A 24,507-nucleotide genomic window follows, 5' to 3' on the forward strand; every position below is an offset into this window, starting at 1 on the left:
TACAGATGCTGACATTTATCGGGCTTGGGCTCTTTGACGAGCATGATATATCCCTAAAAGGACTTGCCGTCATTCGTGAGGCAGATGCAGTCTTTCTCGAAACCTATACCTCCAGGCTGATGGGTGCGGATATCCCGGCACTTGAAGCACTCTACCAGCAACCCATCCGGCTTCTCTCCCGCGAGGATGTAGAACAGCACCCTGAACCGATCCTGGATGCCGCAGAATCGGGATCCGCTGTCTTTCTGACAGCCGGGGATACCATGGTCTCAACCACACACGCAGATCTCAGGATCCGTGCAGCCCAGCGGGGTATCCGGACCCAAATCATTCACGCGGCTTCGATTGCAAGTGCAGTCTGTGGCTTGTCCGGTCTCCAGAACTATCGGTTTGGAAAGTCATGCTCGCTCCCTTACCCGGAAGCACGATGGATGCCCACCACACCTGTTGAGGTGATTGCAGCCAACCGTTCCCAGAATCTCCATACGATCGTATACCTGGATATTCAGAAAGACCGGTATATGCGGATACCTGAAGCAATTGTGATCATCGAGGGGATCTGTTCAAAACTGAATATCACAATCCCTCTCTATGTCGGGATTGCACGGGCAGGTTCAGCTGATCCGGTGGTGATCGCCGGATCAGGGGATCAGTTGAAGAGAATGGATTTTGGCCCGCCGCTCCATATCCTGATCGTCCCCGCAGATCTTCATATGATGGAACGTGAGTACCTGGAATTGTTTGCCGGCCTTCCCCCTGAATCAGATCCAATCCGATGAATGCTCAGCTTGCAAAACTCTGCCGGTCTTTCACCGAAGCGCTTGAAGATACAAATCCACAGATAAACCCATCCTCTCCTTATCTCCGGGTTGCTGAAGAGATACTGGAGATGGCATTTGCCTATCTTGAGGATGGTGTTGTTTTTTACAGGCGGGGCGATCCTGTCAATGCCCTTGCCGCCTGGTGCTATGGATATGGGTGGCTTGATGCCGGTGCAAACCTTGGTATTCTGATTGTTTCCTCTACATTCAGCAAGATCCCAGGATTCCATGGTTCTATCCCCCCAACCTGTACTGAACATCTTGAAGAGAAGACAGAACGATACCAGAGGATGCTCCGGGATGCATGCCTCTCAATTGAAGATGCACCAGATGAATCAAGCCCAATCTATCCTTTATGTAGCATAATCCGGGACTGTGTTGATGATTGGCAGATGAAGGGCGAGGCATACCATGCCCGGCAGGATTCTGCTTCAGCACTTGCTGCATACAGCTATGCATATGGATGGCTTGACTGTGGCGTCAGGGCAGGAATCCTCCGGATCACCGGAGATCGCCACCTCTTCACGGCATAATTGCCAGAAGACGTTTTAAGAATGGCAGATAATGGTTGATGACAGAATTGTGATGTACAGGTACTGCGATGAATCAAGAACATAAGAAATGGATCTGGATCTCAATTGGCCTCAGCACCTTCTTTCTCATAGGGCTCCTGTACTTTACTTTTGATGAGTCCACACTCATCGCCCTTAAGAACCTCAGCCCGTTTATCATCCTTTTTGCCCTCACCATCCATGTTATTGCCCTCATCTTCTGGGCTCTCCGGATCAAGGTGATGGCATATTCGCTTGGCTATCGGGTGGGACTCTTTCATTGCATCAATCTCGTCTTTGCCAATCTCTTTCTTGCCGCAATCACTCCGTCCCAGGCAGGAGGCGAGCCGGTGCGGGTGCATGAACTCTATCGGGTGAATGTAAAACTGGGGGACGCGACAGCCATTGTGATCATGGAGAGGGTACTTGATGGCGTCATATTCGGGCTTGGCGGAGCAATCACCCTCTTTCTCCTTGGTACTGCCTGGAAAGAGGTTAATTTCCCTCCAATTGTCTATACTGTCATTTATATCACCTGGGCTGTTGTGACATTCGGGGTTATTCTCTTTGCCCTCTCTGTCAGAAACCCTCTGATTCTGAAAAAGCTGATGAGAACTGTCTCTGGTTATCTCACAAAGAAGTGGGAGATGGCACGGGTCGAGCGATTCATGGAAAGAGTCGATCGCGAGGTGGATAACTTCCATTTCAGTCTCAGCAAATTCATCGGAATGGGTAAGCTCGGTCTTCTCCTTGGCCTCTTCTTCACCGCACTCTTCTGGATCCTCGAATTTTTAATCGCCTCTATCCTTCTGATAGGACTCGGCCAGGGACCATTTTTCCTTGAATCATTTGTGTCTCAGCTGATTATTGCGATCCTCATGATGATCCCGCTCACACCGGGTGGTGCGGGTGTTGCCGAGATCTCGATCAGTTCGATCTATGGCCTCTTCATCAGCACATCGGTGATTGGCGTCTTTGTCCTGCTCTGGCGGATCATCCTCTACTACTTCAATATTGGAATAGGCCTCGTATCCAGCCTTCTGATCGTCAGGAGGGAAGTCGAATCCGGCGAGGGTGACCAACAGCTTCATAAAGAGTAATGACATTGAGACGGTCATGGAGCAGATCAACTGTGAGGTGGCCGGCGTCTACCTGGCGATACATGATCTCGGTGTTGCCCCGGTTGTTCTCCTCAAAACCAGGGATGAACGCTATATCCCAATTTTTATTGGTCTCTTTGAGGCCGTATCCATTCATTCTGCTCTCAACGGCCCGCCACCCCCACGCCCCCTGACGCATGATCTCTTCAGTGACACACTCACCGCACTTCGAGCAGGGCTGCGTGAAGTCAGGATCGATTCTATCGACGATGGCGTCTATTATGCCACCCTCTTTCTTGATACACAGACAGGCGATCTCTCAATCGACTCCCGTCCAAGCGATGGGATCGCCCTCGCTGTCCGAAAGAATGCCCCTGTATACATTGATTCAGGACTGATGGCGGAATCAGCGGTGACCCGGGATCAGCTCCCCGAACTAAGGGAATTTACTGAATATCAGGTGTAAAAAAGGTTAATCGTGGAGATTCATTCCTGCCCGGCGAACAGAAAGCTCCTCTTTTACAGCATCAAAACTGATATCAGCTGCTTTTAAGCTCACCATCAGGTGAAAGATGAGATCTGCTGCTTCAGAGGTGATACGTTCCGGGTCTCCTCCTTTTACTGCAAGAACATATTCGATCGCCTCCTCACCCACTTTCTCAAGGGATTTATCTAATCCCTTCTCATGGAAGAGGAGCGACCGGACATAGGACTTCTTCCCGCTCGAATCAACTGCCCGCTGCTCTATGACTTCCCAGAGGGTATCGAAGATATCAGGCTCCATGGTCTTCCTCAACGATAATGTCCCCGCTCTCGGGACCAAAGAAACGGCGTACGATCATGCGTGCCTTCTCGATGGTGCAGCCACCTTTTCCAATGGCGATCCCCACCTCATTCTTGTTCCTGACCGTAACCCGGATTCCGCCGGTCTCCCCTTCGGGGAAAGAGACCTGCAACACTTCGGCAGGTTTGAAGATGTTCCTGATGAACTGATCCCGCTCCTCTGCATACTCGACCATCTCAATCCGCTTGCCGAGCACCTTCTGCATTCTTTTAATATTGTCACCACTTTTTCCAATGGCAATACCCATGTCGCCCGGAGTTATGATATAGATCAGGCGGTCAAAGCGGTCGTCGATGATACAGTCAATTGCGGTTGATTTGGTGAGGATACGGAGCTCTTCAATATACCTGCGTTCTTTAAAACTAATCGTTCGCTCCATTGTATTATCCCGAGATGATGATTCATTCTCTTTAGGAGGAATATTGTCAATATTCCTCATTAAGCATTTGTATTCTCAGGTACTGATGTGGCATTGCTGAAAAAAGAGAAAGGAGGGGTTGTCTGGATGCAGATCCATCAGCAGATGTAGGTGATTGAGACCGTTGCGGTAACGCTTACCTCACCAGCTTCAATCGGGGTTGACGCCTTCTCCATGCCCGCACCGAGCATCCTGTAGTCATACATCGGCGATGCAGGATAGTACCCGCCCCCGATTGTAACCTCCTTCACATCACGGACAGTTAAGCCAAGGGATGCGGCGACGACATTGGCATCGCCACGGGATTGTGCTACCGCCTCTTTGAGCGCCTCTGCCCGAAGGCTCGCCTGTTTCTCGTCACTCAGGGTGAATGAGATATAATCTATGTTGTTTGCACCATTTTCAATGGCGATGTCGATGAAATCTCCAGCTTTTGTGGTGTCTTTGAGGGTGATCATGAGGGTGTTCGTAACACGGTAGACCTGGGCCTTCCTGTCTCCCGGGAAGACCCTGTCCTCTTCTTTTGTTACCTGGTAGATCGAGTACCCGGTGGTTTTGATATCCTCTGAGGTGAGCCCGGCATTTTTCAGGGCATTCATGACAGTGTTCATCTTCACAGCGTTCTCCCGCTGTGCAGCCTTCACATCGGCATGTTCTGTCATGACCGCAACCGAGATCTCGACGCGGTCGGGAGTGGTTGTAATGGTGCCGGTTCCCTGGGTGTGGATCACCCTTTCATCTGAGGTGGTTGCCGCCGATACCGGCAGAACAATCAGGCTGAACACAAGGATCAGTGCCAGCAGTGGTGTGAGTATGTGATTACGCATAGCGATCATACTATCAAGGGATTGTATATATCTTATAGTTTCTCTTAACTGCGAAGTTATTTGCAGTCTAATTTAGAAAATAATGGATTTTTGGATTTTAATGTTGTAATGGTATTCAGTAGCCTGATTCATCTGGAATAACAACACACCTGTTCCTACTGATACGTCCATGCCGGATCTCATCTCAATTTTTATCATAGGCCTTCTGATCGGCCTTACCGGGACACTTGCACCGGGCCCCACCCTGATCGCCACCATCAACGCTTCTGTCACCTCTGGCTGGCGTGCCGGTCCGCTCGTCAGCATTGGCCATATCGGAGCTGAGATCGGGATCATCCTGCTCATTGTTGTCGGGCTTGGTGCCCTTATTGGTTCAGTGACATGGGTGATCGGCCTTGTCGGGGGTGTAGCATTAGTGCTCTTTGGTCTCCTTACCCTCTCCTCGGCCCGCGTAGCTCTTCTTCCGACAGGAGATGATTCCATGGACGTGAAGAAGCCGGTTGCAGCAGGCCTTCTCACCAGCTTTGCAAACCCGTACTTCTGGATCTGGTGGTTTACCGTTGGTGCTGCCCTTCTCTGGAGCTACCTTGATGGGGGTATCATCGCAGGAGGTGCCTTTATGGCCGGCCACTGGGCAGCCGATATCGGGTGGCTCACTCTCGTCTCTCTGAGCCTTCACCGGGGCAGGTTCTTCCTCTCAGAATCCGGATACCGGCTCGTTCTTGCTGCTTGCGGCATATTCCTGGTCATCTTTGGGATATGGTTTGTATCGGGTTCGATCTAAAAAAGGGTGGCAGAGTCCTGCCAGGCAGCTTTCAGTCAGGCTGGTTCCATCCATCTCATCAGGCTTTGTCGTGATGTTGCCAATAGAATTCCCATTCATCCATCTCGGTTCCATCCGGGAGGATAGCTACTCCATACTCTCCATCAGGCCCGGATCGGATCTCATATGCATACCCGGACTCTTTCACAAAGACGGCTGCTGGATTTGCCATACCCGCCAGGGGGGCATCATATTCACTGATCGAGATGATCGTCACCGGCTGGCCCCACTGCTGGATTGTCATGACATCCTCAGGTGTTGCCGTGAAGGTGACGGTAAGCCCGTCTGTTTTGAACTCCTCTGCCAGGTTCAGGGGAAGGTAACGTGTACCTGCACCGGTAATAATCCCATAGAATCCGCCTTCAAGATCGATATAGGTGATAACTCCGGTGCCGGAGATCGAAGGTTCGCCATGTTCAACCCTGATCTCGGTGATCCGGATAGGAGTTCCCCACATCTGCATGGTGATGAGATCCTCTTCGGTCACACCGGTGAATGTCACTTCTGTCCCATCCACTTTCAGCTCTTCTGCCAGATTTGTTGGGAGGTACTGGGTGCCTTTTTCGGTGACGATTCCGAAGAATCCTCCTTCAAGGTCGATGTAGGTGATTGTTCCTGTCGCAGAAACTTCCATTCCTGCCGGAGGCTCCTCAGCCACACATCCGGCTGCTAAGAGGAAGCAGGCGGCGGCAGCCATGAGGGCTACTAAGATCAGTTTCGCTTTCATTGGTATCAATCAGATACTGGGCAGTATAATAATAAATATATTCCTTTAACTGCGGGGATTTCTGCAGTTATCTATTCGGAAAAACCCCTGCTCAGACCGGCTTTTTGTGCAGTTGCGAGTGCATCATCAAACTCCTGCTGCGTGATCATCCGCCTGAGAGCATCGAACCCGGAACTCTTCTCCCGCACCTTCCAGGCAGGGCGGTACTGGGGCATGATGTTCACATAATTTGAAACAGACAGCTCGTCTGCAATGAACCTCATCACCTCCTCTGTTCCGGCGAGCCCGTCTGGCAGCACCAGGTGCCTGATGATCATGCCCCGTTCTGCAATTCCGTTCTCAATAACAAGATCCCCTACCTGCCGGTGCATCTCAGACAGTGCTTCTTTCATCCGATCAACATAATCGGCAGCACCTGAGAGTGCATGAGCAATCCTATTGCTCCCATACTTCGCATCAGGCATATAGATGTCAATCACTCCGTCAAGGAGACGCAAGGTTTCGACTGCGTCATAGCCGCCGGTATTGTAGACGATTGGGATATGAAGCCCCCTGCCTGCTGCGATATCTACTGCCTTCAGAATCCCCGGCACCTGATGGGTGGGTGAGACCAGGTTGATATTATGGCATCCCCTCTCCTGGAGCCTGAGCATGATCTCCGCCAGATCATCTGCATGTACCTGAAAACCTCTCCCGCACTGGCTGATCTCGTAGTTCTGGCAGAAGATGCATCCGAGATTGCAGTTGGTGAAGAAGATCGTTCCTGATCCCCTTCTCCCGACAAGCGGCGGCTCTTCGCCGAAATGAGGGGAATAGCTTGAGATGATCAGCTCATCCCCTGTCCGGCAGAACCCGGTCTCTCCGGCGGTTCTGTCAACATGGCACTGGTGGGGACAGAGGGTGCAGTCGCTCAGTATCTCATATGCGGCATCTGCACGATCCCGTACTATACCTTCTGCCTGGAGGTCTGGGTATCGCTCTTTCATCAGTTCATAGGTGTTTCGGGTTGTATTCATATCCTTGGCAGTGCCGTATTGCTGACGAGAAACCATAATACTATCATGCATCATGCACGATCATCTGCTTGTTGCCGGAGAATCATAGAATGGATACCAGTATACACACCCTCATACGGAAGAGCAGGAGTACCCGGAGATTTCAGGAAGATCGTCTTCTACCTGAATCACGGATCATTGATTTCATAGATATCGCCCGGCTCTGCCCCTCTGCCCGGAACCGCCAGCCCCTGAAATATATCATCTCGGTTGACCCGGAGGAGACAACAAAGATCAGACATGCCCTCCTCTGGGCACTGGATCTCCCTGAGTGGGATGGTCCCGTTGAAGGTGAGCGGCCACCAGCCTATATCACGATCATTGCTCCTGAGAACTGCAGCCCTGACCCGGCGATCGATCTTGGGATCGCCGCCCAGACGATCCTTTTAGCAGCTGCCGGGCAGGGGATCTCCGGGTGTATGTTCGGATCCATAAGACGTGAGGAGATGAAGCGGATCCTGCCGGTTCCAGAAGGATATGAGATCCTCCTTGTGATTGCACTTGGCTATTCCGGGGAAGAGATCCGGCTTGAGCCCCTCGGAGATGATGGAGATACCCGGTACTGGCGGACACCCGACGGCGTCCATCATGTGCCGAAACGCTCCCTCGAAGACTGCCTCGTCAGGAGATAATCGTCCACATTTTCATAAAAGAGAGGGGAGATGTATTCAGATCTCCTTATTGTTGCTGCTCTTTCGGACCTGCACTCTCCCCTGACTTCCCCTCTGCAATCTCCTCGAATATGGTATCCACTCCAACCAGTGTATTGATCCACCTTGTCTCGTCGCTTGATTGGAGTATGATCAGAATAAGCAGGGTGAATGGCACGGCAAAGACGAGCCCGACAACACCAAGCGTCCAGCTCCAGAAGATAAGCGAGAGGATAACAACGAGTGCGGGCATCTCGAACCGTTTTGATGCAAGATGTGCATACACGGGATTCTCAACAACGACATTCAGGATGACGACAAGAACGACCACCGCAACAGCGCCCCAGACCCCGAACTGGAGCCAGGCAAAGAAGATCGCGGGTATCGCTGCGATGATCAGCCCGATATAGGGGATGTAGCCGAGTATCACTGTCAGAATTCCCCAGAGGATGGCGGAGTGCACCCCCATCACATACAGGACGCCTCCAAAAAGAAACCCATGGACAATATTCGTCTCTGTCCTGACGACGACAAAATCCACCATGAACCTGCTCATCCGGGCGAACTGTCTGAGGGATTTGTTCTCCACGCTACCGTAAATCTTCCTGATCCGCTCTGGAATCTTTGGTGCTTCAAGGAGGGCGAAGAAGGTGGTGATCGCAATGAAGAAGATATACAATAATGCCTCTCCAAGGCTGAGCATCGACTGGGAGATGATCACAGCAGTTGACTGGAGATCTATTGTCGGATGGGTGACTGATGTCCGTTCGATCCCGAGTCTGTCAAAGAGCATGAAGATATCAGCAAGACGCTCCTGGAGTTCTGCCTGGAAGAATGGGAGGTCGGCGATGAGCTGGCCGATTGAAGCGAGAATCAGAAGAATCAATGCGATAATTATCAGGATTGCTCCGCCTGTGATGATAGAAACTGCGGCAATATCGGGGAGCCCTTTCTCCTTCAGCCACCGTACACATGGGTAGATGAGCATGGTGAGAACGAGCGACAGGAGGAGGATATTGATGATATACGAGGTGATCTGTATTCCTATCACAAATACGATTAAAAGCGACAGAAATCCGAGTGTCGCATACGTCATTGGAATTGTCCGTGTGTCAATCATTGTCCACTTCCCCTCTCTTCAAAGAGATCATGCAGCCGGAACCTGTGGGGTCCCAGTCTGCCATCAAAGTTCGATGCGCCGATCGCGAGGATGCCGCCATGTGCAGTTGCCGCTTCTATCCCGGCCCTCATCGCCGTTTGGATCGCATCATCACCGATCCCGTTGATCACCACTTCATAGATCGAATTGACGCTGTCTGGAACCTGTGAGCCTTGCACCTTTCCTTTCAATGTCGGGCAGAGGAGATGGTTTGTGCTGGCGGGCATGGGGAAACGGTAATTTTTGCATCCGACTTTTGATCCGCTCCCGACAATACCCCCGGCAAAACTCATGATCACATCCCGTATCGGCTCTATTGCCTTCACTCCCGCCTGTGCGGCGGCGAGAGCCTCGCGGCGGTTATCCCCCATTACGAGGAAATTTCCTCCTGCAATGCCTTTCACTGTTCCATACCGCTCCTCTCCGATATATTCCCCTTCCATGACAGGAATACGCCAGCAGTGACGGTTGCCGACCATGCACCGCTCCTCATACCCATCTCCAAAGTAATGCATCCGTGTATAGAACCGATCGGGTGCATCGGGGAGTCCGTCATAGGCGGATGCTGTTGGCGCCGGGAGGATGCACTGGGATATTCGATCCGATACATTTGATCGCATCTGTTTCTTCTCCGCGGAGATCAGGATCGAGACACCCGGTCTTCCGTCAGGGGTATCATCCAAGGTGCCTTCTATACCTGCCTCACAGGGGCAGTAGATCTTTGAGGTGGCAAAACCTGCTGCTTCTGCTGCTGCTGCATATGCCAGTTCATGTGTGTCTGCGGTGACGATCACCCGCGAGATCCAGACCGGGAACGCCTCGGCAAAGGTATCGATTATGGTGATCCCGTTTCGTTCCATCCGGGATCACCCTCTCTTGAATATGACTCCGTCTTCGGTAATGATCGCATCCATTGGAATGTCGTGCGGATCAAGTGGGAGTGCTTCCATCTCCTGGCATGCAAAGGCAATACCGATCTTCCGAATCGACGGGTACTTCTCAAGAAAACGGTCATAATAACCTGCGCCATAGCCGATACGCCCGCCCCGGCGGTCGAATCCGAGCATCGGGAGGATGATCGTATCGATATCTGCACCATCCGCTGGGATCTCATTCCCGATCGGTTCAGGTACTCCGAAGGTGCTTGGGATCAAAACCCCCATATTCTCAATATAAGATAGACGAAGGCTGTAATCCTCTTTCTGGATGATCGGGACAATCACCGGATTTTTGTATGCGAGGAGCATCGTGATGAGCGGGACTGTGTTCACCTCCATCTCCTTTGAGGTGTAGACCATCACCGTCTCATTTGGCTGGATCATCTTCATCAGGTGAGCGCAGATCCGCTTGCTCCTCTCAAACCGCTCTTCCGGTGTCTGCATCTCCTTCCTGTGCCTGAGAATATTCCGAATTGCCTCCTTGTCTTCACCCATAGGAATCATCACCTAATGGCAGTAGTAGAGCAGGAAGGTATATAAGACTCATCCCTCTATCTGTGCCTCATCTCTCTTCTGCTTCCCGAGGATGTATGCAATAATCATGCCGATCAGAAATGCGGGTGTGATGCCGCCGATGAGAGCGATGATTCCCATTGTGATTGTAACCGGATAGGAGTCGGTCTTCATGCCATGTTTTCCAAGTTCAAGGGCAACGAAGATGAGAAGGCCGCCGAATATGCCATAGGGGATCAGGGTGAGCACTTCAGGGGGTGCAAAGGCGATTGCAAAACCGATGATGATAAGGCCTGCGATGATATTTGCACCGCCGGTTCGTGCACCAAACCGGTACATGGCGGCGAGCCCCCCGGCCCCGTGGCACATGGGGAAGCCGCCGAAGGGGGCAGTGGTCAGGTTCATGATCCCAATCGTCTTTGCAAGCCGATCAGGTTTGATCTCGTGCCTGAAGAGGTCAAGGGTGAGGAGCGATGTGGCAAGGATTGCGTTACCGATGGTGAGCGGGATCTGCGGGATCACCAGATGCAGAGCTGAGAAGAGCCAGTCTCCTGATGCAGGTATGATCAGCTCAGGAAATGGAATCAGCCGAAACGGGGGCAGTCCGGTCATGATGATACCTGCGCCAAGGCCGATTCCGATCACGATAAGTGAGGAGATATCCGGAATCTGCCTTGTATGTGCAGCAATAAAGAACCCTCCTATGATCAGAATGGCAACTCCCGCAAAGAATGGATCCGGTACAATATAGCCAAAGGATGTCCTGAGAAGAATAAGTGCCAGGCCGACCTGGATTCCCCGGATCACACTCACCGGGATCACTCTCTGAAGTGTCTCCATCCCCTTCAAATAGCCAAGGATGATAAGAAACAGCCCGATGATGATCCCGGAAGCAGCAATCTCGCCTGCTGTTAATCCTTCAGCGATGGCAATAGCACCGATCGCTTTCATCGGCTCGATAGGGACAGGGAGCCTGTAATAGAGCCCTGCGATGATGAACCAGAGCCCGACACCGAGGAATGCATAGCTGACATTGACTCCGGCGGCAATCCCTGCCCCGAGTATGATCGGAAAGATCGTCCCGAAGTCGCCGACCGATCCTGCAAGCTCCCTGAGTGAGAAACGGATGCCTGTCATCTGGTTCTCTTCAGGAGCCGGTTCCATATCCATCCGCATCACTCTTCTGGTAAGAGGGATAGGAACTGTTTATTGATAAAGAACATGGATAGTATCAGAATGCTGCGGTGGAGATTACTTCCGCTACCTGGGCGGCTCTCTCAGAAGATCAATCATTGTTTTTGGGAATTTCTCTGAAAAAATATCTACATAACGGCGATCGATTATGGAAACGATTGCATCTGTTCCCTTTCTTGTGGTGGATATGCCCACCCGCTCGGCTCTCCTGATAAGCCCGTCCTTCTCCATCGCGGCAAATTGCGGCAGGACATAATAGTGGGGTATACCAAGGTGCTCGGCAAGCCGACGTGTTCTGGGGAGTGATATGGAAACCTCCTCCCCGGTAACACTGATGGTGATGCGGCCTTCTTCCAGGATGAGCCGGATGGCCGCATCAAGCATTTCGTGGTGTTCGTATGCGTTCATTGAATGCTCTCACTATTCTGCTCTCTTTGTAAGAGCGGTTCAGTTCAGATGCCAGAGACAGTGCCTGTTTGATGCTTAATTTGATTTCTTCTTACCGTGCTGGTCTTCAGGCATATCCTGGAGATACACGATCTCAGCACCGGTATCGGTTGCAATCTGTTCAAGTTCGGTCTTCCGGAAGTGGGTTCCCTCAACCTTCAGCTGTCTCTTGTCATCTGCACCTGCGGTGACTGCAACAACCCTGAATCTGGGTTGTTTTACACCTGTGCCTACCTTCTGTCGTTCTCGTACATAGATCTTCATACCCTTCACCTCATTTCAGTTGGTATATCAGTTGATATACATGAATAGTATAAATAAGTTTGCACAATATGCTCCCTTTTAAGGTGATTTTGGATCTGTGTTCTATGAGGAGAGAGTTCATGATGTTTATTAAACTTATTAAATGTATTTAATCAACAATACATTATTCATATTTGTCAGCGAATGAATATGCTGGTACAGATGAAAGAGGAGAAGGGTTCGTGACCGTTTATCTTGGCATTGATGATACGGATACGCAGGAATCACGGGGAACCGGAAGGCTTGCCCGTTCTATCGCAGATGAACTGTCTTCAGAGTATACGATACTCGGTGTCACACGGCACCAGCTTTTTGTCCATGATGAGATTCCCTATACATCCCATAACAGTGCTGCTGTTATTCATATCGATTGCAATGGCAATGGATCTTTGCAAAAGATTTACCAGAGAGCCCGCGAGATGATGCTCTCTGACTTCATCGTTGGTAGTGATCCAGGTATCTGCATCGCAACATCAGATACAGTAACTCCCCCGGTTGTTGCATTCGGATGGAGTGCGAAAAACACCGTTCTCACGCAGGAAGATGCACGTCATCATGCAAAGAACTGTGGAATCACCCTTGAAGGGCTTGGAGGGACTAACGGCGGTATCATCGGTGCGCTTGCCGGGGTTGGCTTAGCGGCTTCGGGGGAGGATGGCAGATTTGTACAGAGGGGACGTTCCCGGATGATGACCGGAAGCCGGAGTATTGAAGAGCTCCTCGCCTCCGGGATCGATCAGATCATGACCCGGGATCGCGAGCCGGTTCCTGACGGGCTCGTGGAGATACGGAAGTTCCCAAAACCGGCTCTCGTGAATGGAAAAGCAGTCCTGTACGTCACAGGAACAGATGGGCACTATCAGGATCTCGTGGTTGGATAACACCCTTCCGGGATCGATCTGCCTATCACAGCAGTCAGAATAAATAAAGGCTGACTCCGGATGAATGATCTAGAATAAGGATAACGTAGAGTTACATAATGGTTTGATTATTATGCACAGAAGAAGGGAGATTGAATCCAAACTCAGAGGCGAGACGCTTGGACGTCGTGGCCTTCTGAAACGGTATGAAGGTACAGATCAGCTCAGGATCGCTCCGGATCTGAATGTTGTTAAGATCGGGGGGCATGGGATCGTTGATTACGGGGCTCCTGTATTAAAGCCGCTTGCAGAAGAGATCGGGGCGCTCTCACGGAAACACCAGATGATGGTTGTGACCGGCGGTGGTGTCCGTGTCCGTCATATCATGGATATCGGCCTGGATCTCGGTATGCCAACCGGCGTGCTTGCGGAACTCTCTGGTAAGGTGAGTGAGCAGAATGCGATCATGATGTCTGTTCTCCTTTCTGAGTATGGTGGAACCCGCATTCACTCTGCAGATCTCCTTGAGCTACCGATGCTCCTCCGGATGGGCATTCTTCCGGTGACACATGGCACTCCCCCTTATGGTCTCTACGAATCACCCTCAGAAATTGGCATGATCCCGGCTCACCGGACAGATACCGGTGCCTTTCTTATGGCTGAGGTGCTCGGGGCGAAGTCCTGTATTCTTGTCAAGAATGTTGACGGCCTCTTTACGGAGAATCCATTTGATAACCCGGATGCCGAATTGATCGAAGAGATCACAGCCGCCGAACTCCTGGATCTGGGGATGGAGGATCTGGTACTTGAGGATAAGGTGGTTGAGATGCTGCTGGATGCAAAATGTGTCCGTAAGGTTCATATCATCAATGGGCATGTTCCCGGCACACTGACACGCCTCCTGAATGGTGAGCGGGTTGGATCGATCATTAAAGCATGAATGTGGAATGTGATAGTTAATTGTGTTAATTAAATGAGGTTAACAACAAACTAAAAAATAACCGTTAAATAGTAAAAGATAGTAATAACCGCTGTTTGCTATGGAATGGAACAGAATTATTCTTGTAGCAGCCCTTCTGATCGCAGGGCTGCTTGTTGCAGGATGCGTCAGCGGGGATGCACCTGCCGTACCGGATGCAACACCAGCACCAACAGCCGCTCCAGCTCCCGAAGAGCTTCGGATCGCGACAACCACCAGCCTGTATGATACAGGATTGCTTGATCACCTGACGCCCGCGTTTGAGGAGAAGTATAATGCCAAACTCCTGATCGTCTCTGCCGGTACCGGGAAAGCTCTCGAGTATGGCCAGCGGGGCGATGTGGATGTAATGATGGTGCATGACCGTGCCCGTGAAGATACCTTCATGGCTGATGGTGATGGAGTTGAGCGGCGTGTCATCGCGTACAACTACTTTGTGATCATCGGTCCCGAGTCTGACCCTGCAGGCATCCGTGGAACAGAACCCGAGGAAGCATTTCAGACCCTCTTGACTGAGGGCAAAGCCGGAACTCCGGGTGTTGTCTTTGTCTCACGTGGTGATGCATCAGGAACCCATGCAAAAGAGAAGGCTATCTGGAAGTCCGCAGGCTATGACTATGCAACCGATGTCCAGAACTCAGGTGACTGGTATGTTGAAGCGGGAACCGGTATGGGTGCCACACTGGTGATGGCAAATGAGAAAGAAGCATACACCCTCTCGGATATTGGGACATTCCTTGCATACAAGGGAGATCTTCAGCTTGTGCCGGTCGTTGATTCCGGTGATATCCTCCTGAATATCTACTCAACGATGCTGATCAATCCTGAGAAGCATGCAGGTATCGACACAGAACTAGGGAAAGCCTGGATCAACTACTTAATCTCCGAAGATGTACAGCAGGAGATTGCCACATTTGGTGTTGCAGAGTATGGTGAACCCCTCTTCTTCGCAGCATCCGGAAAATGGGATATCATGGGTGTTCCCGAGGCAGAGGTAACTTCACCTGTTGTCTGATCGAAAACCAACTCTTTTTTTCCATCTTCGACTACATTTTCCATGAGAGTATGCTATGAATGAGATCGTTGCCGGCTTCACCACCGCAATCGAGTTGATCGTAAGCCTGGATCCGGAGGTAATAGAGACCGCTATACGGAGTATTATTATCTCGCTCACAGCGACGTTCTTTGCCACCCTGCTTGCGATTCCGATTGGATCTGTCATAACTTTCTCCGAATTCCGGGGAAAGAAGTCACTTATCAACCTGATCCAGACGCTCTATGCCCTCCCGACGGTGCTTGTCGGGCTCTTTGTTTTCCTTCTGATCTCACGTGCAGGGCCTTTTGGTTTCATGCGGCTCCTTTTCACCCCTGAAGGGATGATCATTGCCCAGGCGATCCTGATCCTGCCGATTATGGTCGGGCTGACGATATCAGCCCTGAAAGGTGTGGATTCGACGATCCTTGACACCCTCCGGTCACTGGGTGCGACCCGGTACCAGTTCATGAACAGCGTCGTCCGTGAGGCACGGTATGCGATCATGGCGGCAGTGGTTCTTGGATTTGGCAGGGCAATCTCTGAAGTCGGCGCTGCGATCATGATCGGCGGGAACATCCGGGGCCATACCCGTGTTTTGACGACCGCAATCTCGCTTGAGACCTCAATGGGAAACCTTGCTATGTCGATTGCCCTTGGGATCATCCTCCTCGGAATAGCCCTTGTGATCAATCTCATGCTGGCATTTGTACAGAACCGGTGATCCTGAATTCTCAGACTGCGTGATATTACCAAAAAATTCGGCGACACCCACGTGCTCAGGGGAGTATCTGCTGAGATCCAGAAAGGTGAAATCTTTACGATCATCGGACCCTCAGGTGCCGGAAAGTCGACACTGCTCAGGATCATTGATTTCCTGGAGACACCAACCTCCGGGACGGTGATCTTTGGAGGGAGGGATATTACCTCCGAGGGATCAATTGAGGTTCGCCGCAGGATGGGCATGGTCTTTCAGAAATCAGCGACCTTCAACACAACCGTGTACGAGAATGTTGCCATCGGCCTCAGGTTCAGGGGGATACCTGAGGCAGAAGTCAGGGAAAAGATTACAGAAGCCCTCGGGATTGTCGGGCTCACCGGGTTTGAAGAGAGGAAGGCAAAGACGCTCTCAGGTGGGGAGATGCAACGGGTGGCGCTTGCCCGGGTACTGGTCACAAATCCGGATCTTCTTCTTCTTGATGAACCTACAGCAAATCTCGATCCGGTCTCGGTGGAGATGATCGAGGATCTGATCAAGAAGATCAACCGAGATTTTGGGATCACCATTCTCATGTCAACACATGATATGGTCCAGGGGCAGCGGCTGGCACACCGGATAGGGGTGATGATGAATGGGGTTTTTTCCCAGATCGGTACCCCCCGTGAGATCTTTTCAGCTCCCCATGACCGTTACGTTGCCCGTTTTGTCGGAATTGAGAATATTATCGAGGGTACCATCACTGGAAAAGACGGCGGCCTTGCCACTATCGAGGCAGATGGTACGCTTCTGTATGCGATCTCCCCGCTTACAGAGAGCACTCATGTACATCTCTTCCTCAGGCCTGAGGATATCGCCCTCAGTTGTACAGGCGAACATGCGACAAGTGTCAGGAATATCCTCCCCGGAAAGGTGGTTGAGATCATCCCGATGGGACCCTTGAACCGCCTCATCCTTGACTGCGGGATACAGCTCATCGCCGTTATCACCTGGAAGGCAACCGAGGAGCTTGGGATCAGTGTGGGATCTGAGATCTGCGCATCTTTCAAGGCCTCGGCTGTGCATGTGGTGAAGAGGTAGGGCAGGTCATCATTTTTTCATCTCTTCTTCCTCTTTTCCTGCCTTGCATTGTGAAATGGGATTATCGATCATCCTCTTCGATCAATATCCGTCCACCGCAAACCCCCATTATTGCACAAAGAGCATGCACCGGGACTCCTGCCCGGATCCGATCCCTCCCTGCCTCAAATGTCTTCTCAACAAGCACCCCGACACCAACAACCTCCGCACCCGCCAAATCGGCAACCCTGATCAGTGCGGCGGCAGTCTCCCCCCGTGCCAGCACATCATCGATGATCAGCAACCGGTCCTGGCTCCCAATGTATTCCGTCAGGATGAAGAGATCCGTCTTGTGTCCTTTTGTCCGTGAATGCAGGCTCTCGTGAAAATATGGTCCCTGCATGGTCTTCGGGAGCTCTTTTCTGGCGATTAATACCGGTATGCCAAGCTCCATTCCGGTGGGGAGTGCCGCGAGTATCCCACTCACCTCGGCGGTCAGTATCTTTGTCGGGGAGAGATGCCTGAAATGCTCTGCCAGCTCCTCTCCGCAGCGCTTCAGGAGGTTGGAATCGGCAAGATGATGGGTCAACTACCCCGCCCTAAACGGCGGGGCTTGCAATAGCGGTGTTACCACAGACATTGCAATTTAATGTGCACGAAGGTTGCTCGTAGTTGAGCCTTATTCGTACCGGTCGGTTGACGCGACCGCTACTGATTATCGGTGTCATAACCGAATCACCAGCTACTTTTCTCAAATGGTTTAACGCACCATTGACATCCGCATTGATCACGATACCGGAACTACTCTGGTACAGTCCCCGGCTGATACGACGGCATCTTCCATACCATGGTTTCTGGATCGGATCGAGTGCCAGGGCATCAACCTGCGATGTGTACCGTTCATCATGGGAGTCGTCAAAGTGTATCCCGAATATCTCACATTTTGCCTGTAATTTCCGTCGAAATTTCGCATAGGGAATCTGGACGAAATTCTGGTTGTTTCTCGCACCATGATTGATCTCTTGTTTGATCCCATCCCATCGTGGCACAATAATGGTACCGATTTCGTGATCACATGCAAATTTGATGAGATAAGCGACAAATCGGTTCATCGCCTCATCGATTTTGTTATTTCGTCTGATGAGGAGGCGTGACTGGCGGTGCGTAAACTCCTCGGTTAATCCCTGTTTATCTTTAATCGATTGTAATCGGGCGTTTTCTTTGTTGTACCACCGGTTGATTGATTTTAGATACGTACCATCGATAATCGAGGCAGTCCCGGTAGCAGTGTCAACGATTGTTGCAAAATTGGTAACGCCGAGATCAATCGCAAGATAATGGTCAGGATTAAGACGTGTTGGTTGAAGGGGAACCATATACGCAAATTCGATCGTGTATACCTTCCCGTTATGGTGTGGCACAATGGTCACCTCACGGATCTGGTTTGGTTGAATGTGTGGCGGAATTTTGAATGTCAGTTCTTTCCCGGTTAATCTATGCTGTTTTTTAAACATCCGTGACATGCCGAGAGTGACATATCCATTCCGCATTGTGATATGCGATGCAGGAAATGCCAGTTTGTACCTGCCATTTTTGTCCAGATAGCGCGGGGATCGTGGTTGGCTGCTGAGTTCGCCACAGTGGTACATCCGCATGAGTGCAAAATACGAGGTGTACGCTTCTTCAACACTCCTAATCGTCTGTTGCGCAACATCACTATGGAGCAGCGGATAGTTCTCATTCTGGCGGGATTGGACATAATTTGAGACATCTTTGTAGGGAAAGTCTTTCTTCCGGGTATAGGGGAGAAAGGAACCGATACAGATGGTGACGTTTGCAGCAATATCCGGTCGAACCGCTTGGAAGATCGGAGCATTTTCGCAATATTCGAAGTAATGCTGCCGGGTATTGTACAATGCAACATTGTACAAATTCTTTGAATGGTATGCGAGTGTGTCAATAATATGATACTGTCGTTGTGACAGTCGCAGATAGTTTGACACCGTTCGAATTACCATTTGATGCATATGGGTTGTACTACAGGATATGGGTTATGGTTCAATTATGGGCGATTCCTCCCCGGCATGAATGCCGGGGTCTCCTCGCCCTTTTAGATGAATCATGGATCTTCAGCACGAGATTGAGTTGTTCCAAGTGCATGATTCAAACCCCTTGATCGTCAGATGTGAATTCATACACTTGTTAGGACTGGTCACCGAACATCCTCCGGGGGGGCACTGCCATCCCCCTTCGGAGCTCGGTGAAGGCGACCTATCGGTCACCAAGCGAGGCTTATAGCCCCGCCATTGAGGATAGATGGCGCTTCGCGCCCATTACTTGTTACTGTTTCCTCTCTCTTCCTCAACCACAGTTTCTTATGCACTGTCGCTTGTATGAAAGGGGATCATTTGTGAGGATGAAGCCACGACATTTAGATTCTTTTACTCAGGAATCAGGGATTAGATGATCAGAAATTTGGAAAAAAAGTCCTCATATGAGATGGAAGAGAACTGATCTGGATATTCTCAGATGCCATCTTTAATCTCGAGCTCAGACAGCCAATGATTGCTTCATGGATATTGTCAATAGCTTCTTTGAGCGTTTCTCCTTCGCTCATACATCCCGGCAGGTCAGTACACTCCACGACATACCGCCCATCCTCGTCCTTTTCGACAATGAGAGAGAATTTCATAATGGTATCGTAGATCATATTCTGTCAGGACATTCTATAAAGGTATGTGTATGCCCGGAGATCGAATGGAGGGAAACAATGGATCACTCATTTTTCCCTCTCTTGATTTGAAGAGGGGCAATTATCCTGGTGTGTAGGGTTCCTGATGATATCTGAGCAGCTAATAAGAATCTATTTAAACCTGGTATGGGGGAGTTCGGAGAAGATACAAAAAATAGTGAATCTCAGAGGCAGAATACCCAGAGATTCCAGGAATTGATCCACCAGAGCATCGCCACTGCGGCAGCAGCAACAACCGTATAATGGATTCTGTGCAGGCGGTTCCAGTACCCTTCTTTCCAGGCAATGGCAGCGAAACCAACTGTCAGCAGCGTCAACAGAAGCGAAAGTACCGGGACAATCAGGGCGAGGGTAAACTCAACTGGTGGAACCGGACTGATCAGGTATGTTGAGACGAGTGTCTCGTTATCTATGATTTCGGGTAGTAGTACCAGGACGAATCCAAGGAGCGAGAACGCGGATGCACCGGCAATCCACCGGGCAATCCGGGCGTGGCGTGGCATTGCCTTTTCAGGTATAGCATATGCCCGCCTGAATGCAGCGAGGAGCGGCCAGATGAGTACCGTTGCAAGAATAATCCCGGCGACATTTTTCACATTCTCCAGAAATGACGGTGTATCATGCCAGGCAAGCCTCTCAAAAGTGAGAATTGGGACGTTTTGAAGGACGAAAAACTCCGGCCTCCCGGCAGAACCGAGATGAAAGATGAGGTTTCCGGTGCACTGGGGGTCTCCATCCGGGAGTGCGAAGATATCCTCTTCAATCATATAATATTCCTGAGCATTTCCGGGGTGCTCAAGGAGGAGTGTTCCATTACTTGAAACAGAGATCACAATTGGTGATCGTTTGGCGACATACTTCTCAAAATGTGCCATATTGCGCCGGTTGGTCTCATAGGTGCCCGTATATTTCTCAAGATAGGCAGTGTTCAGTGGATCTGGATCCGGGATGGCTACCTCTTCTGCCGGGTAATAGTGATCCATAAATGCCCGGAGCAGTTCATTTCTCGCTGCCCCTCCGCCGACGCTATTATAGGAGACGAAGAAACCTGCCTGCTCTGTTGGCATGAAGATCAGGAGAGAATGAAACGTGTTGGTATCTCCGCCGTGACCGATCAGCCGCCTGTTATTGACATGCATCTCGTAAAATCCGAGACACATGCCCGAGCCGCGTGGATCATTTGTGAATGACTCTGCATGCATGAGCTCAGCGGTGTCACGGGGAAGGATTGTGACATCATCCAGGCTCCCACCTTTCATATGCATGGCAAGAAATGCCGCCATATCCGGTGCTGTGGAGCTGATTGTTCCGGCAGGCCCGATATTATAGATGTCATCATGGATGGCTTGATTCTTCCGGCTGAATACATATCCCTTCGAGAGTCTTTCTGCTCTTTCAGGAGGGAGATCCTCTCCTGTACTGGTGCTCTTCATTCGGAGTGGTGAGAGGATATTGTCGTTGATATATACTTCAAACGGAACTCCGGTGACATCCTCGATTATAACTGCTGCAAGGGTGGTTCCGTAATTTGAATAAGATGAGACCTTGCCGGGTGGATTGACCCGTGCGGGCATATAGCCGGCACAATAGTCCCTGAATGATATCATATTATCAACATTATCAACTGCCATAAACCAGATATACTCTTCAAACCCGGCAGTATGCGTCATCAGGTGGCGCATTGTTATCGGCTCACCGGGATAGGTGTCTGGTATCTGGAAATCTTTCAGGTACTGGTTCACATCAGTATCGAGATCGATTCTGCCTTCAGACTGAAGCTTCATCACAGCAGTCCAGGTGAAGAGTTTGGTGATCGATCCGATCCGAAAGAGCGTATTGTCCGCATCCACAGGCACCCGCTTTTCGATATCGCTGTAACCATACCCTTTTACAATAACGAGCTCTCCGTCTTTCACAACCGCAACCGTTGCCCCAGGCACATTGTAGAGGGCGAGGTTTGCCGGCATGATCTCATCAAGAAACGCTTCGACCTCTTCCGGGTCAAGCGGCCCGGGTGGCTGCACAGGGAGCTGATCTGATCCGGCAACCGGCAGGGCTGTTATGAAGCAGATCAAAAGGAGAAGGAGAAAGTGCCCTCGAAAGTCCATGCGGATTCATGGATTGAAGGGATGATAAGCCTTACCGCGTGTCTGAAGCCCACGCATAAGGCTTATCTTCCTTCGAATCAGCCTTTCAGCGAATCTCAACGATTGAATAGACCTCCAGCCGTTCAATTGGGATGACTATGCTATTGCCAGTACTGGCAAACGGTATCTCGCCGGTTACACCAGTTTCAAGATTATAAAGGATTACTCTCTCAGGGTTCCGTCCAGGAGGCATCTCAACCACAACCTCAAATCCGGGTGTGGTTGTGAATGCATCGGTTCTGTGATTATAGTTATAATTCACGAGATGAAGCAGCACGCTCTCATCCGTTGCATATCTCCGGATGCCCACGGTGATTGGCGCATCCGTTCTGATCTCGGGGTCATAATAGGTATAAAGGATGTCGCGGAACCGGTTCAGGTGTGGATCCGCATCTGTCTTCTCTGAAGGCAGCCTGATTTCTCCATCATGGAGGTAATACGCATACCCTGGCACCTCAGCCACCGTATGCCAGGTGCCAGCACCGATCTGCTTTGCCCCGGTTCGCCGCAGCTCTTCCAGGCGATTATGGGTATTCGTCTCAAATTCCTTGTTGTAGAGGCCGAACTTCCCTGTCTGAATCACAACACCTCCGTTTCTCACATACTCAAGAAGTACATCGATCTCTCCCTCATTCAGGATCGTTGCCGAGGGAAGAATGACAACTTCATAGTTGACAAGATCAGATGCTGTTATATCTCTTGGAACTACATCGCAGCCAGAGATTATCATTGAATAGGGAACATACAGGTCAAAGAGAAGATCCATTGTTCCGATGAGATCATAGTTCGATATACCGCTTAATTCCAGAGGGAGATACTGCCCTTTTCGTGAAGCAAATGAATGAATAACTGCTACCCGTGCGGGTTCATCGGCATGGAATAATTCAGGGTGCTCATGAAGGTACCTGGTATACCGCCCTGCAGCCTTGCCATCATACCGGACATAGTCACGGAAATCCACATATGTCCTTCCATCCATTGTGAGGATACCTTCAGGCCCTCTGATCAGCATATTTGTCCGTGATGAATAGGCATCTGCAAACAAGTACTTGAACAGGTTCTCGGTGTCGCGGGGAATTCTTCCCCTGTCATAACTGACCTCAATATAGGGGCTGAAATGCTTTGAATGGCCTTCTGTCAACTTCTGCTCGATTCCAACCTTCTGCGGGCTATTAAATACTGTATTGAAGTAGAAGAATTCACCACTAAGATAATCCACAAAATCCATCGGTAGGAAGCGATCCGCAAATGCCGGGCCGGCATTCATGCTGAAGAAGAACTCCCTGCCGTACCTATCCCTGGAATACGCTTTCATCTCATTGACTGTCTCTCTCCAGAACTCCATTCCGGCAATCTTCTGGAATCTCCCAAATTCATAGATCAATGGGTGGGGGTTATACGGGGACTCCGTCAGCAGGTGTTCCATATTGTTTTCGAGAAGATAGTCGCCGAGATGGAATGTATCAATATCAGGGATGGCATAGCGGGATTTGAGTTCCTCAGCAGTATACTTGTCTTTGAGGTATGTATTGAACCCGGCCATCGAGTATTCATCAAATGATCCCCCTTCCCTAAAGATAACAATATAGCCGCTCTGAGGATGATCCACGACTACTCCCTGCACTCCTGCATCAACATATTCCTTCAGATCAGCCCGTATCTCCTCCTGCCAGAGGGGATTTAAGATATTCCGATAGTAATAGCCTTCGAGATAACCGGGATTGTGGGGATCAAACCATACTATCGGGTTTCCATGGATGTCGACTGCGGCCATATCCTCCCGTTTGGTTGGATGCGGGCTTGTCGGGAGGTTCTCATCACGTCCTGCACCAATAAAATGGATATTTCTCTCCCTGAGCATCGCCATCATGTTCATATGGCCAACTCTATAGAATGACTCAAGAATTACCGGGCTCCAGGCAATTCCATGTGGCTGCAGGTCATCAAGGACCTCACCATCAATTTCATAGGGTGTGCTGGAAAGGAGAAATACCGGTCCTTTAAAGAAGGTGTCTCCATCACCTGACATGATATATGCAAAATCAGGATCTTCGCACCATGGCGGGGTTGGCCATGGCCCGGGTGGCGGACAGATCTGGAAAACCGCCATCATAACAATCCCAAACAGTATGACAGCTCCAATCCCTCCGGCTATAAGTATTATAGGGCTTTTCCCTGCCTCCTTTCGTGCGGAGAAGAGTGCTGCTATCCTGCACTGTTGATCGGATAACCTCAGGTATCCGCCATACAGGAGAAGCAAGCCTGCAGGTATGGTGATATTCAGCCCGAATGCCAAAATGAGGATGATACCCGATACAGCCATAAGTGCTCCTCCGATCCTCTTATTCGAGAGGACACTACCTGCAATTCCTGCAATTGAGACGAATACAGCGAGTATGACGGGCAAATACTCTCCGATATGCGGAGCTTCTACAGCACCAAGATCTCCGATGAGGATCAAAGGAACGATCTCCATCGCAAAGAACCAGGCTGCAAATATGATAGCTATGAAGCCACCAATGAGCCCATACCAGAATGGATGACGGGATGAGTCTGACATATGCGTTCCTTTGGAAGGCACGCTATTTG

General features: G+C 50.5%; 27 protein-coding genes. 11 read left to right on the forward strand and 16 right to left on the reverse strand.

Annotated elements, in window-relative coordinates; genetic code table 11:
• The first annotated feature begins 5 nt into the window (after positions 1–5).
• From dph5 to ACYUBO_RS04405, 4 genes are all read left to right on the forward strand, one after another.
• Positions 6–779 (forward strand): diphthine synthase, encoded by a 774-nt coding sequence (dph5, locus tag ACYUBO_RS04390; protein WP_460372656.1) that lies wholly within the window; start codon positions 6–8, stop codon positions 777–779.
• Positions 776–1,354, forward strand: coding sequence for a DUF357 domain-containing protein (locus ACYUBO_RS04395; protein ID WP_460372658.1), 579 nt, complete (start codon positions 776–778; stop codon positions 1,352–1,354). Before dph5 ends, ACYUBO_RS04395 begins: the two co-directional genes overlap by 4 nt.
• A gap of 68 nt (positions 1,355–1,422) precedes the next feature.
• Positions 1,423–2,472, forward strand: a complete 1,050-nt coding sequence (locus tag ACYUBO_RS04400) for a lysylphosphatidylglycerol synthase transmembrane domain-containing protein (RefSeq protein ID WP_460372660.1) — start codon at positions 1,423–1,425, stop codon at positions 2,470–2,472.
• Between the two features lie 16 nt (positions 2,473–2,488).
• Positions 2,489–2,938 carry a bifunctional nuclease family protein gene (locus ACYUBO_RS04405; RefSeq protein WP_460372662.1) on the forward strand — a complete coding sequence of 150 codons (450 nt, stop codon included), beginning with the start codon at positions 2,489–2,491 and terminating at the stop codon, positions 2,936–2,938.
• A 6-nt stretch (positions 2,939–2,944) separates the two neighbouring features.
• Here ACYUBO_RS04405 and hisE read toward each other — a convergent pair whose 3' ends face one another.
• The 3 genes from hisE to ACYUBO_RS04420 form a co-directional block, all read right to left on the reverse strand.
• The gene (hisE, locus tag ACYUBO_RS04410) at positions 2,945–3,256 is read right to left on the reverse strand and encodes a phosphoribosyl-ATP diphosphatase (protein ID WP_300330502.1); all 312 of its coding nucleotides are present in this window, start codon (positions 3,254–3,256) and stop codon (positions 2,945–2,947) included.
• A complete protein-coding gene (locus tag ACYUBO_RS04415; protein ID WP_300330504.1) occupies positions 3,246–3,695 on the reverse strand; it encodes a NusA-like transcription termination signal-binding factor in 450 nt (149 codons plus the stop codon). The genes hisE and ACYUBO_RS04415 overlap by 11 nt, the downstream gene beginning before the upstream one ends.
• 137 nt (positions 3,696–3,832) lie before the next feature.
• A complete protein-coding gene (locus ACYUBO_RS04420; RefSeq protein ID WP_460372664.1) occupies positions 3,833–4,561 on the reverse strand; it encodes an SIMPL domain-containing protein in 729 nt (242 codons plus the stop codon).
• A 169-nt stretch (positions 4,562–4,730) separates the two neighbouring features.
• Here ACYUBO_RS04420 and ACYUBO_RS04425 point away from each other — a divergent pair, with 169 nt between their 5' ends.
• On the forward strand, positions 4,731–5,345 hold the full coding sequence (locus ACYUBO_RS04425; RefSeq protein ID WP_300330508.1) for a LysE family translocator: 615 nt from the start codon (positions 4,731–4,733) through the stop codon (positions 5,343–5,345).
• 58 nt (positions 5,346–5,403) lie between these two features.
• Here the strand turns inward: ACYUBO_RS04425 and ACYUBO_RS04430 are convergent, their stop codons facing one another.
• Positions 5,404–6,111, reverse strand: a complete 708-nt coding sequence (locus tag ACYUBO_RS04430; protein ID WP_460372666.1) for a putative hemolysin — start codon at positions 6,109–6,111, stop codon at positions 5,404–5,406.
• Positions 6,112–6,182: 71 nt separating this feature from the next.
• On the reverse strand, positions 6,183–7,127 hold the full coding sequence (locus tag ACYUBO_RS04435; RefSeq protein WP_460372668.1) for a radical SAM protein: 945 nt from the start codon (positions 7,125–7,127) through the stop codon (positions 6,183–6,185).
• 89 nt (positions 7,128–7,216) lie between these two features.
• Here ACYUBO_RS04435 and ACYUBO_RS04440 point away from each other — a divergent pair, with 89 nt between their 5' ends.
• Positions 7,217–7,798: a nitroreductase family protein gene (locus ACYUBO_RS04440; protein WP_460372670.1), complete on the forward strand. Its 582-nt coding sequence runs from the start codon at positions 7,217–7,219 to the stop codon at positions 7,796–7,798.
• Positions 7,799–7,844: 46 nt separating this feature from the next.
• Here ACYUBO_RS04440 and ACYUBO_RS04445 read toward each other — a convergent pair whose 3' ends face one another.
• The 6 genes from ACYUBO_RS04445 to ACYUBO_RS04470 form a co-directional block, all read right to left on the reverse strand.
• Complete coding sequence (locus ACYUBO_RS04445) at positions 7,845–8,936, reverse strand: AI-2E family transporter (protein ID WP_460372672.1); 1,092 nt, start codon at positions 8,934–8,936, stop codon at positions 7,845–7,847.
• Positions 8,933–9,835: a formylmethanofuran--tetrahydromethanopterin N-formyltransferase gene (gene fhcD / locus ACYUBO_RS04450; RefSeq protein WP_460372674.1), complete on the reverse strand. Its 903-nt coding sequence runs from the start codon at positions 9,833–9,835 to the stop codon at positions 8,933–8,935. Before fhcD ends, ACYUBO_RS04445 begins: the two co-directional genes overlap by 4 nt.
• A 6-nt stretch (positions 9,836–9,841) precedes the next feature.
• Positions 9,842–10,408, reverse strand: coding sequence for a 5-formyltetrahydrofolate cyclo-ligase (locus ACYUBO_RS04455; protein WP_300329473.1), 567 nt, complete (start codon positions 10,406–10,408; stop codon positions 9,842–9,844).
• A gap of 48 nt (positions 10,409–10,456) precedes the next feature.
• Entirely contained in the window at positions 10,457–11,596 is a 1,140-nt protein-coding gene (locus ACYUBO_RS04460) for a putative sulfate/molybdate transporter (protein ID WP_460372676.1), read from the reverse strand.
• 90 nt (positions 11,597–11,686) lie between these two features.
• Positions 11,687–12,028 carry a hypothetical protein gene (locus ACYUBO_RS04465; protein ID WP_300329479.1) on the reverse strand — a complete coding sequence of 114 codons (342 nt, stop codon included), beginning with the start codon at positions 12,026–12,028 and terminating at the stop codon, positions 11,687–11,689.
• A gap of 75 nt (positions 12,029–12,103) precedes the next feature.
• Positions 12,104–12,331: a hypothetical protein gene (locus tag ACYUBO_RS04470; protein ID WP_300329482.1), complete on the reverse strand. Its 228-nt coding sequence runs from the start codon at positions 12,329–12,331 to the stop codon at positions 12,104–12,106.
• A gap of 221 nt (positions 12,332–12,552) precedes the next feature.
• Between ACYUBO_RS04470 and ACYUBO_RS04475 the strand changes: the two genes are divergently transcribed.
• The 5 genes from ACYUBO_RS04475 (at position 12,553) to ACYUBO_RS04495 (ending at position 17,040) form a co-directional block, all read left to right on the forward strand.
• On the forward strand, positions 12,553–13,251 hold the full coding sequence (locus ACYUBO_RS04475; protein ID WP_460372679.1) for an ABC transporter substrate-binding protein: 699 nt from the start codon (positions 12,553–12,555) through the stop codon (positions 13,249–13,251).
• A gap of 112 nt (positions 13,252–13,363) precedes the next feature.
• Positions 13,364–14,170: an amino acid kinase family protein gene (locus tag ACYUBO_RS04480; protein ID WP_460372680.1), complete on the forward strand. Its 807-nt coding sequence runs from the start codon at positions 13,364–13,366 to the stop codon at positions 14,168–14,170.
• Between the two features lie 100 nt (positions 14,171–14,270).
• On the forward strand, positions 14,271–15,224 hold the full coding sequence (locus ACYUBO_RS04485; protein ID WP_300329491.1) for an ABC transporter substrate-binding protein: 954 nt from the start codon (positions 14,271–14,273) through the stop codon (positions 15,222–15,224).
• Between the two features lie 55 nt (positions 15,225–15,279).
• On the forward strand, positions 15,280–15,966 hold the full coding sequence (locus ACYUBO_RS04490) for a TupB family ABC transporter permease (RefSeq protein ID WP_300329495.1): 687 nt from the start codon (positions 15,280–15,282) through the stop codon (positions 15,964–15,966).
• 51 nt (positions 15,967–16,017) lie between these two features.
• Positions 16,018–17,040 (forward strand): ABC transporter ATP-binding protein, encoded by a 1,023-nt coding sequence (locus ACYUBO_RS04495; RefSeq protein WP_460372682.1) that lies wholly within the window; start codon positions 16,018–16,020, stop codon positions 17,038–17,040.
• A 61-nt stretch (positions 17,041–17,101) separates the two neighbouring features.
• Here ACYUBO_RS04495 and ACYUBO_RS04500 read toward each other — a convergent pair whose 3' ends face one another.
• From ACYUBO_RS04500 to ACYUBO_RS04520, 5 genes are all read right to left on the reverse strand, one after another.
• Positions 17,102–17,608 carry a type I phosphoribosyltransferase gene (locus ACYUBO_RS04500; protein WP_460372684.1) on the reverse strand — a complete coding sequence of 169 codons (507 nt, stop codon included), beginning with the start codon at positions 17,606–17,608 and terminating at the stop codon, positions 17,102–17,104.
• Positions 17,609–17,618: 10 nt separating this feature from the next.
• Positions 17,619–19,037: an RNA-guided endonuclease InsQ/TnpB family protein gene (locus ACYUBO_RS04505; protein WP_460372685.1), complete on the reverse strand. Its 1,419-nt coding sequence runs from the start codon at positions 19,035–19,037 to the stop codon at positions 17,619–17,621.
• Between the two features lie 449 nt (positions 19,038–19,486).
• Positions 19,487–19,729: a type II toxin-antitoxin system HicB family antitoxin gene (locus ACYUBO_RS04510; RefSeq protein WP_300329542.1), complete on the reverse strand. Its 243-nt coding sequence runs from the start codon at positions 19,727–19,729 to the stop codon at positions 19,487–19,489.
• Positions 19,730–19,935: 206 nt separating this feature from the next.
• Positions 19,936–21,879 (reverse strand): serine hydrolase domain-containing protein, encoded by a 1,944-nt coding sequence (locus tag ACYUBO_RS04515; protein ID WP_460372687.1) that lies wholly within the window; start codon positions 21,877–21,879, stop codon positions 19,936–19,938.
• Between the two features lie 85 nt (positions 21,880–21,964).
• Positions 21,965–24,478, reverse strand: coding sequence for a DUF4064 domain-containing protein (locus ACYUBO_RS04520; RefSeq protein ID WP_460372689.1), 2,514 nt, complete (start codon positions 24,476–24,478; stop codon positions 21,965–21,967).
• Between the last annotated feature and the right edge of the window lie 29 nt (positions 24,479–24,507).

The organism is Methanocalculus sp. MC3, from assembly GCF_054767395.1.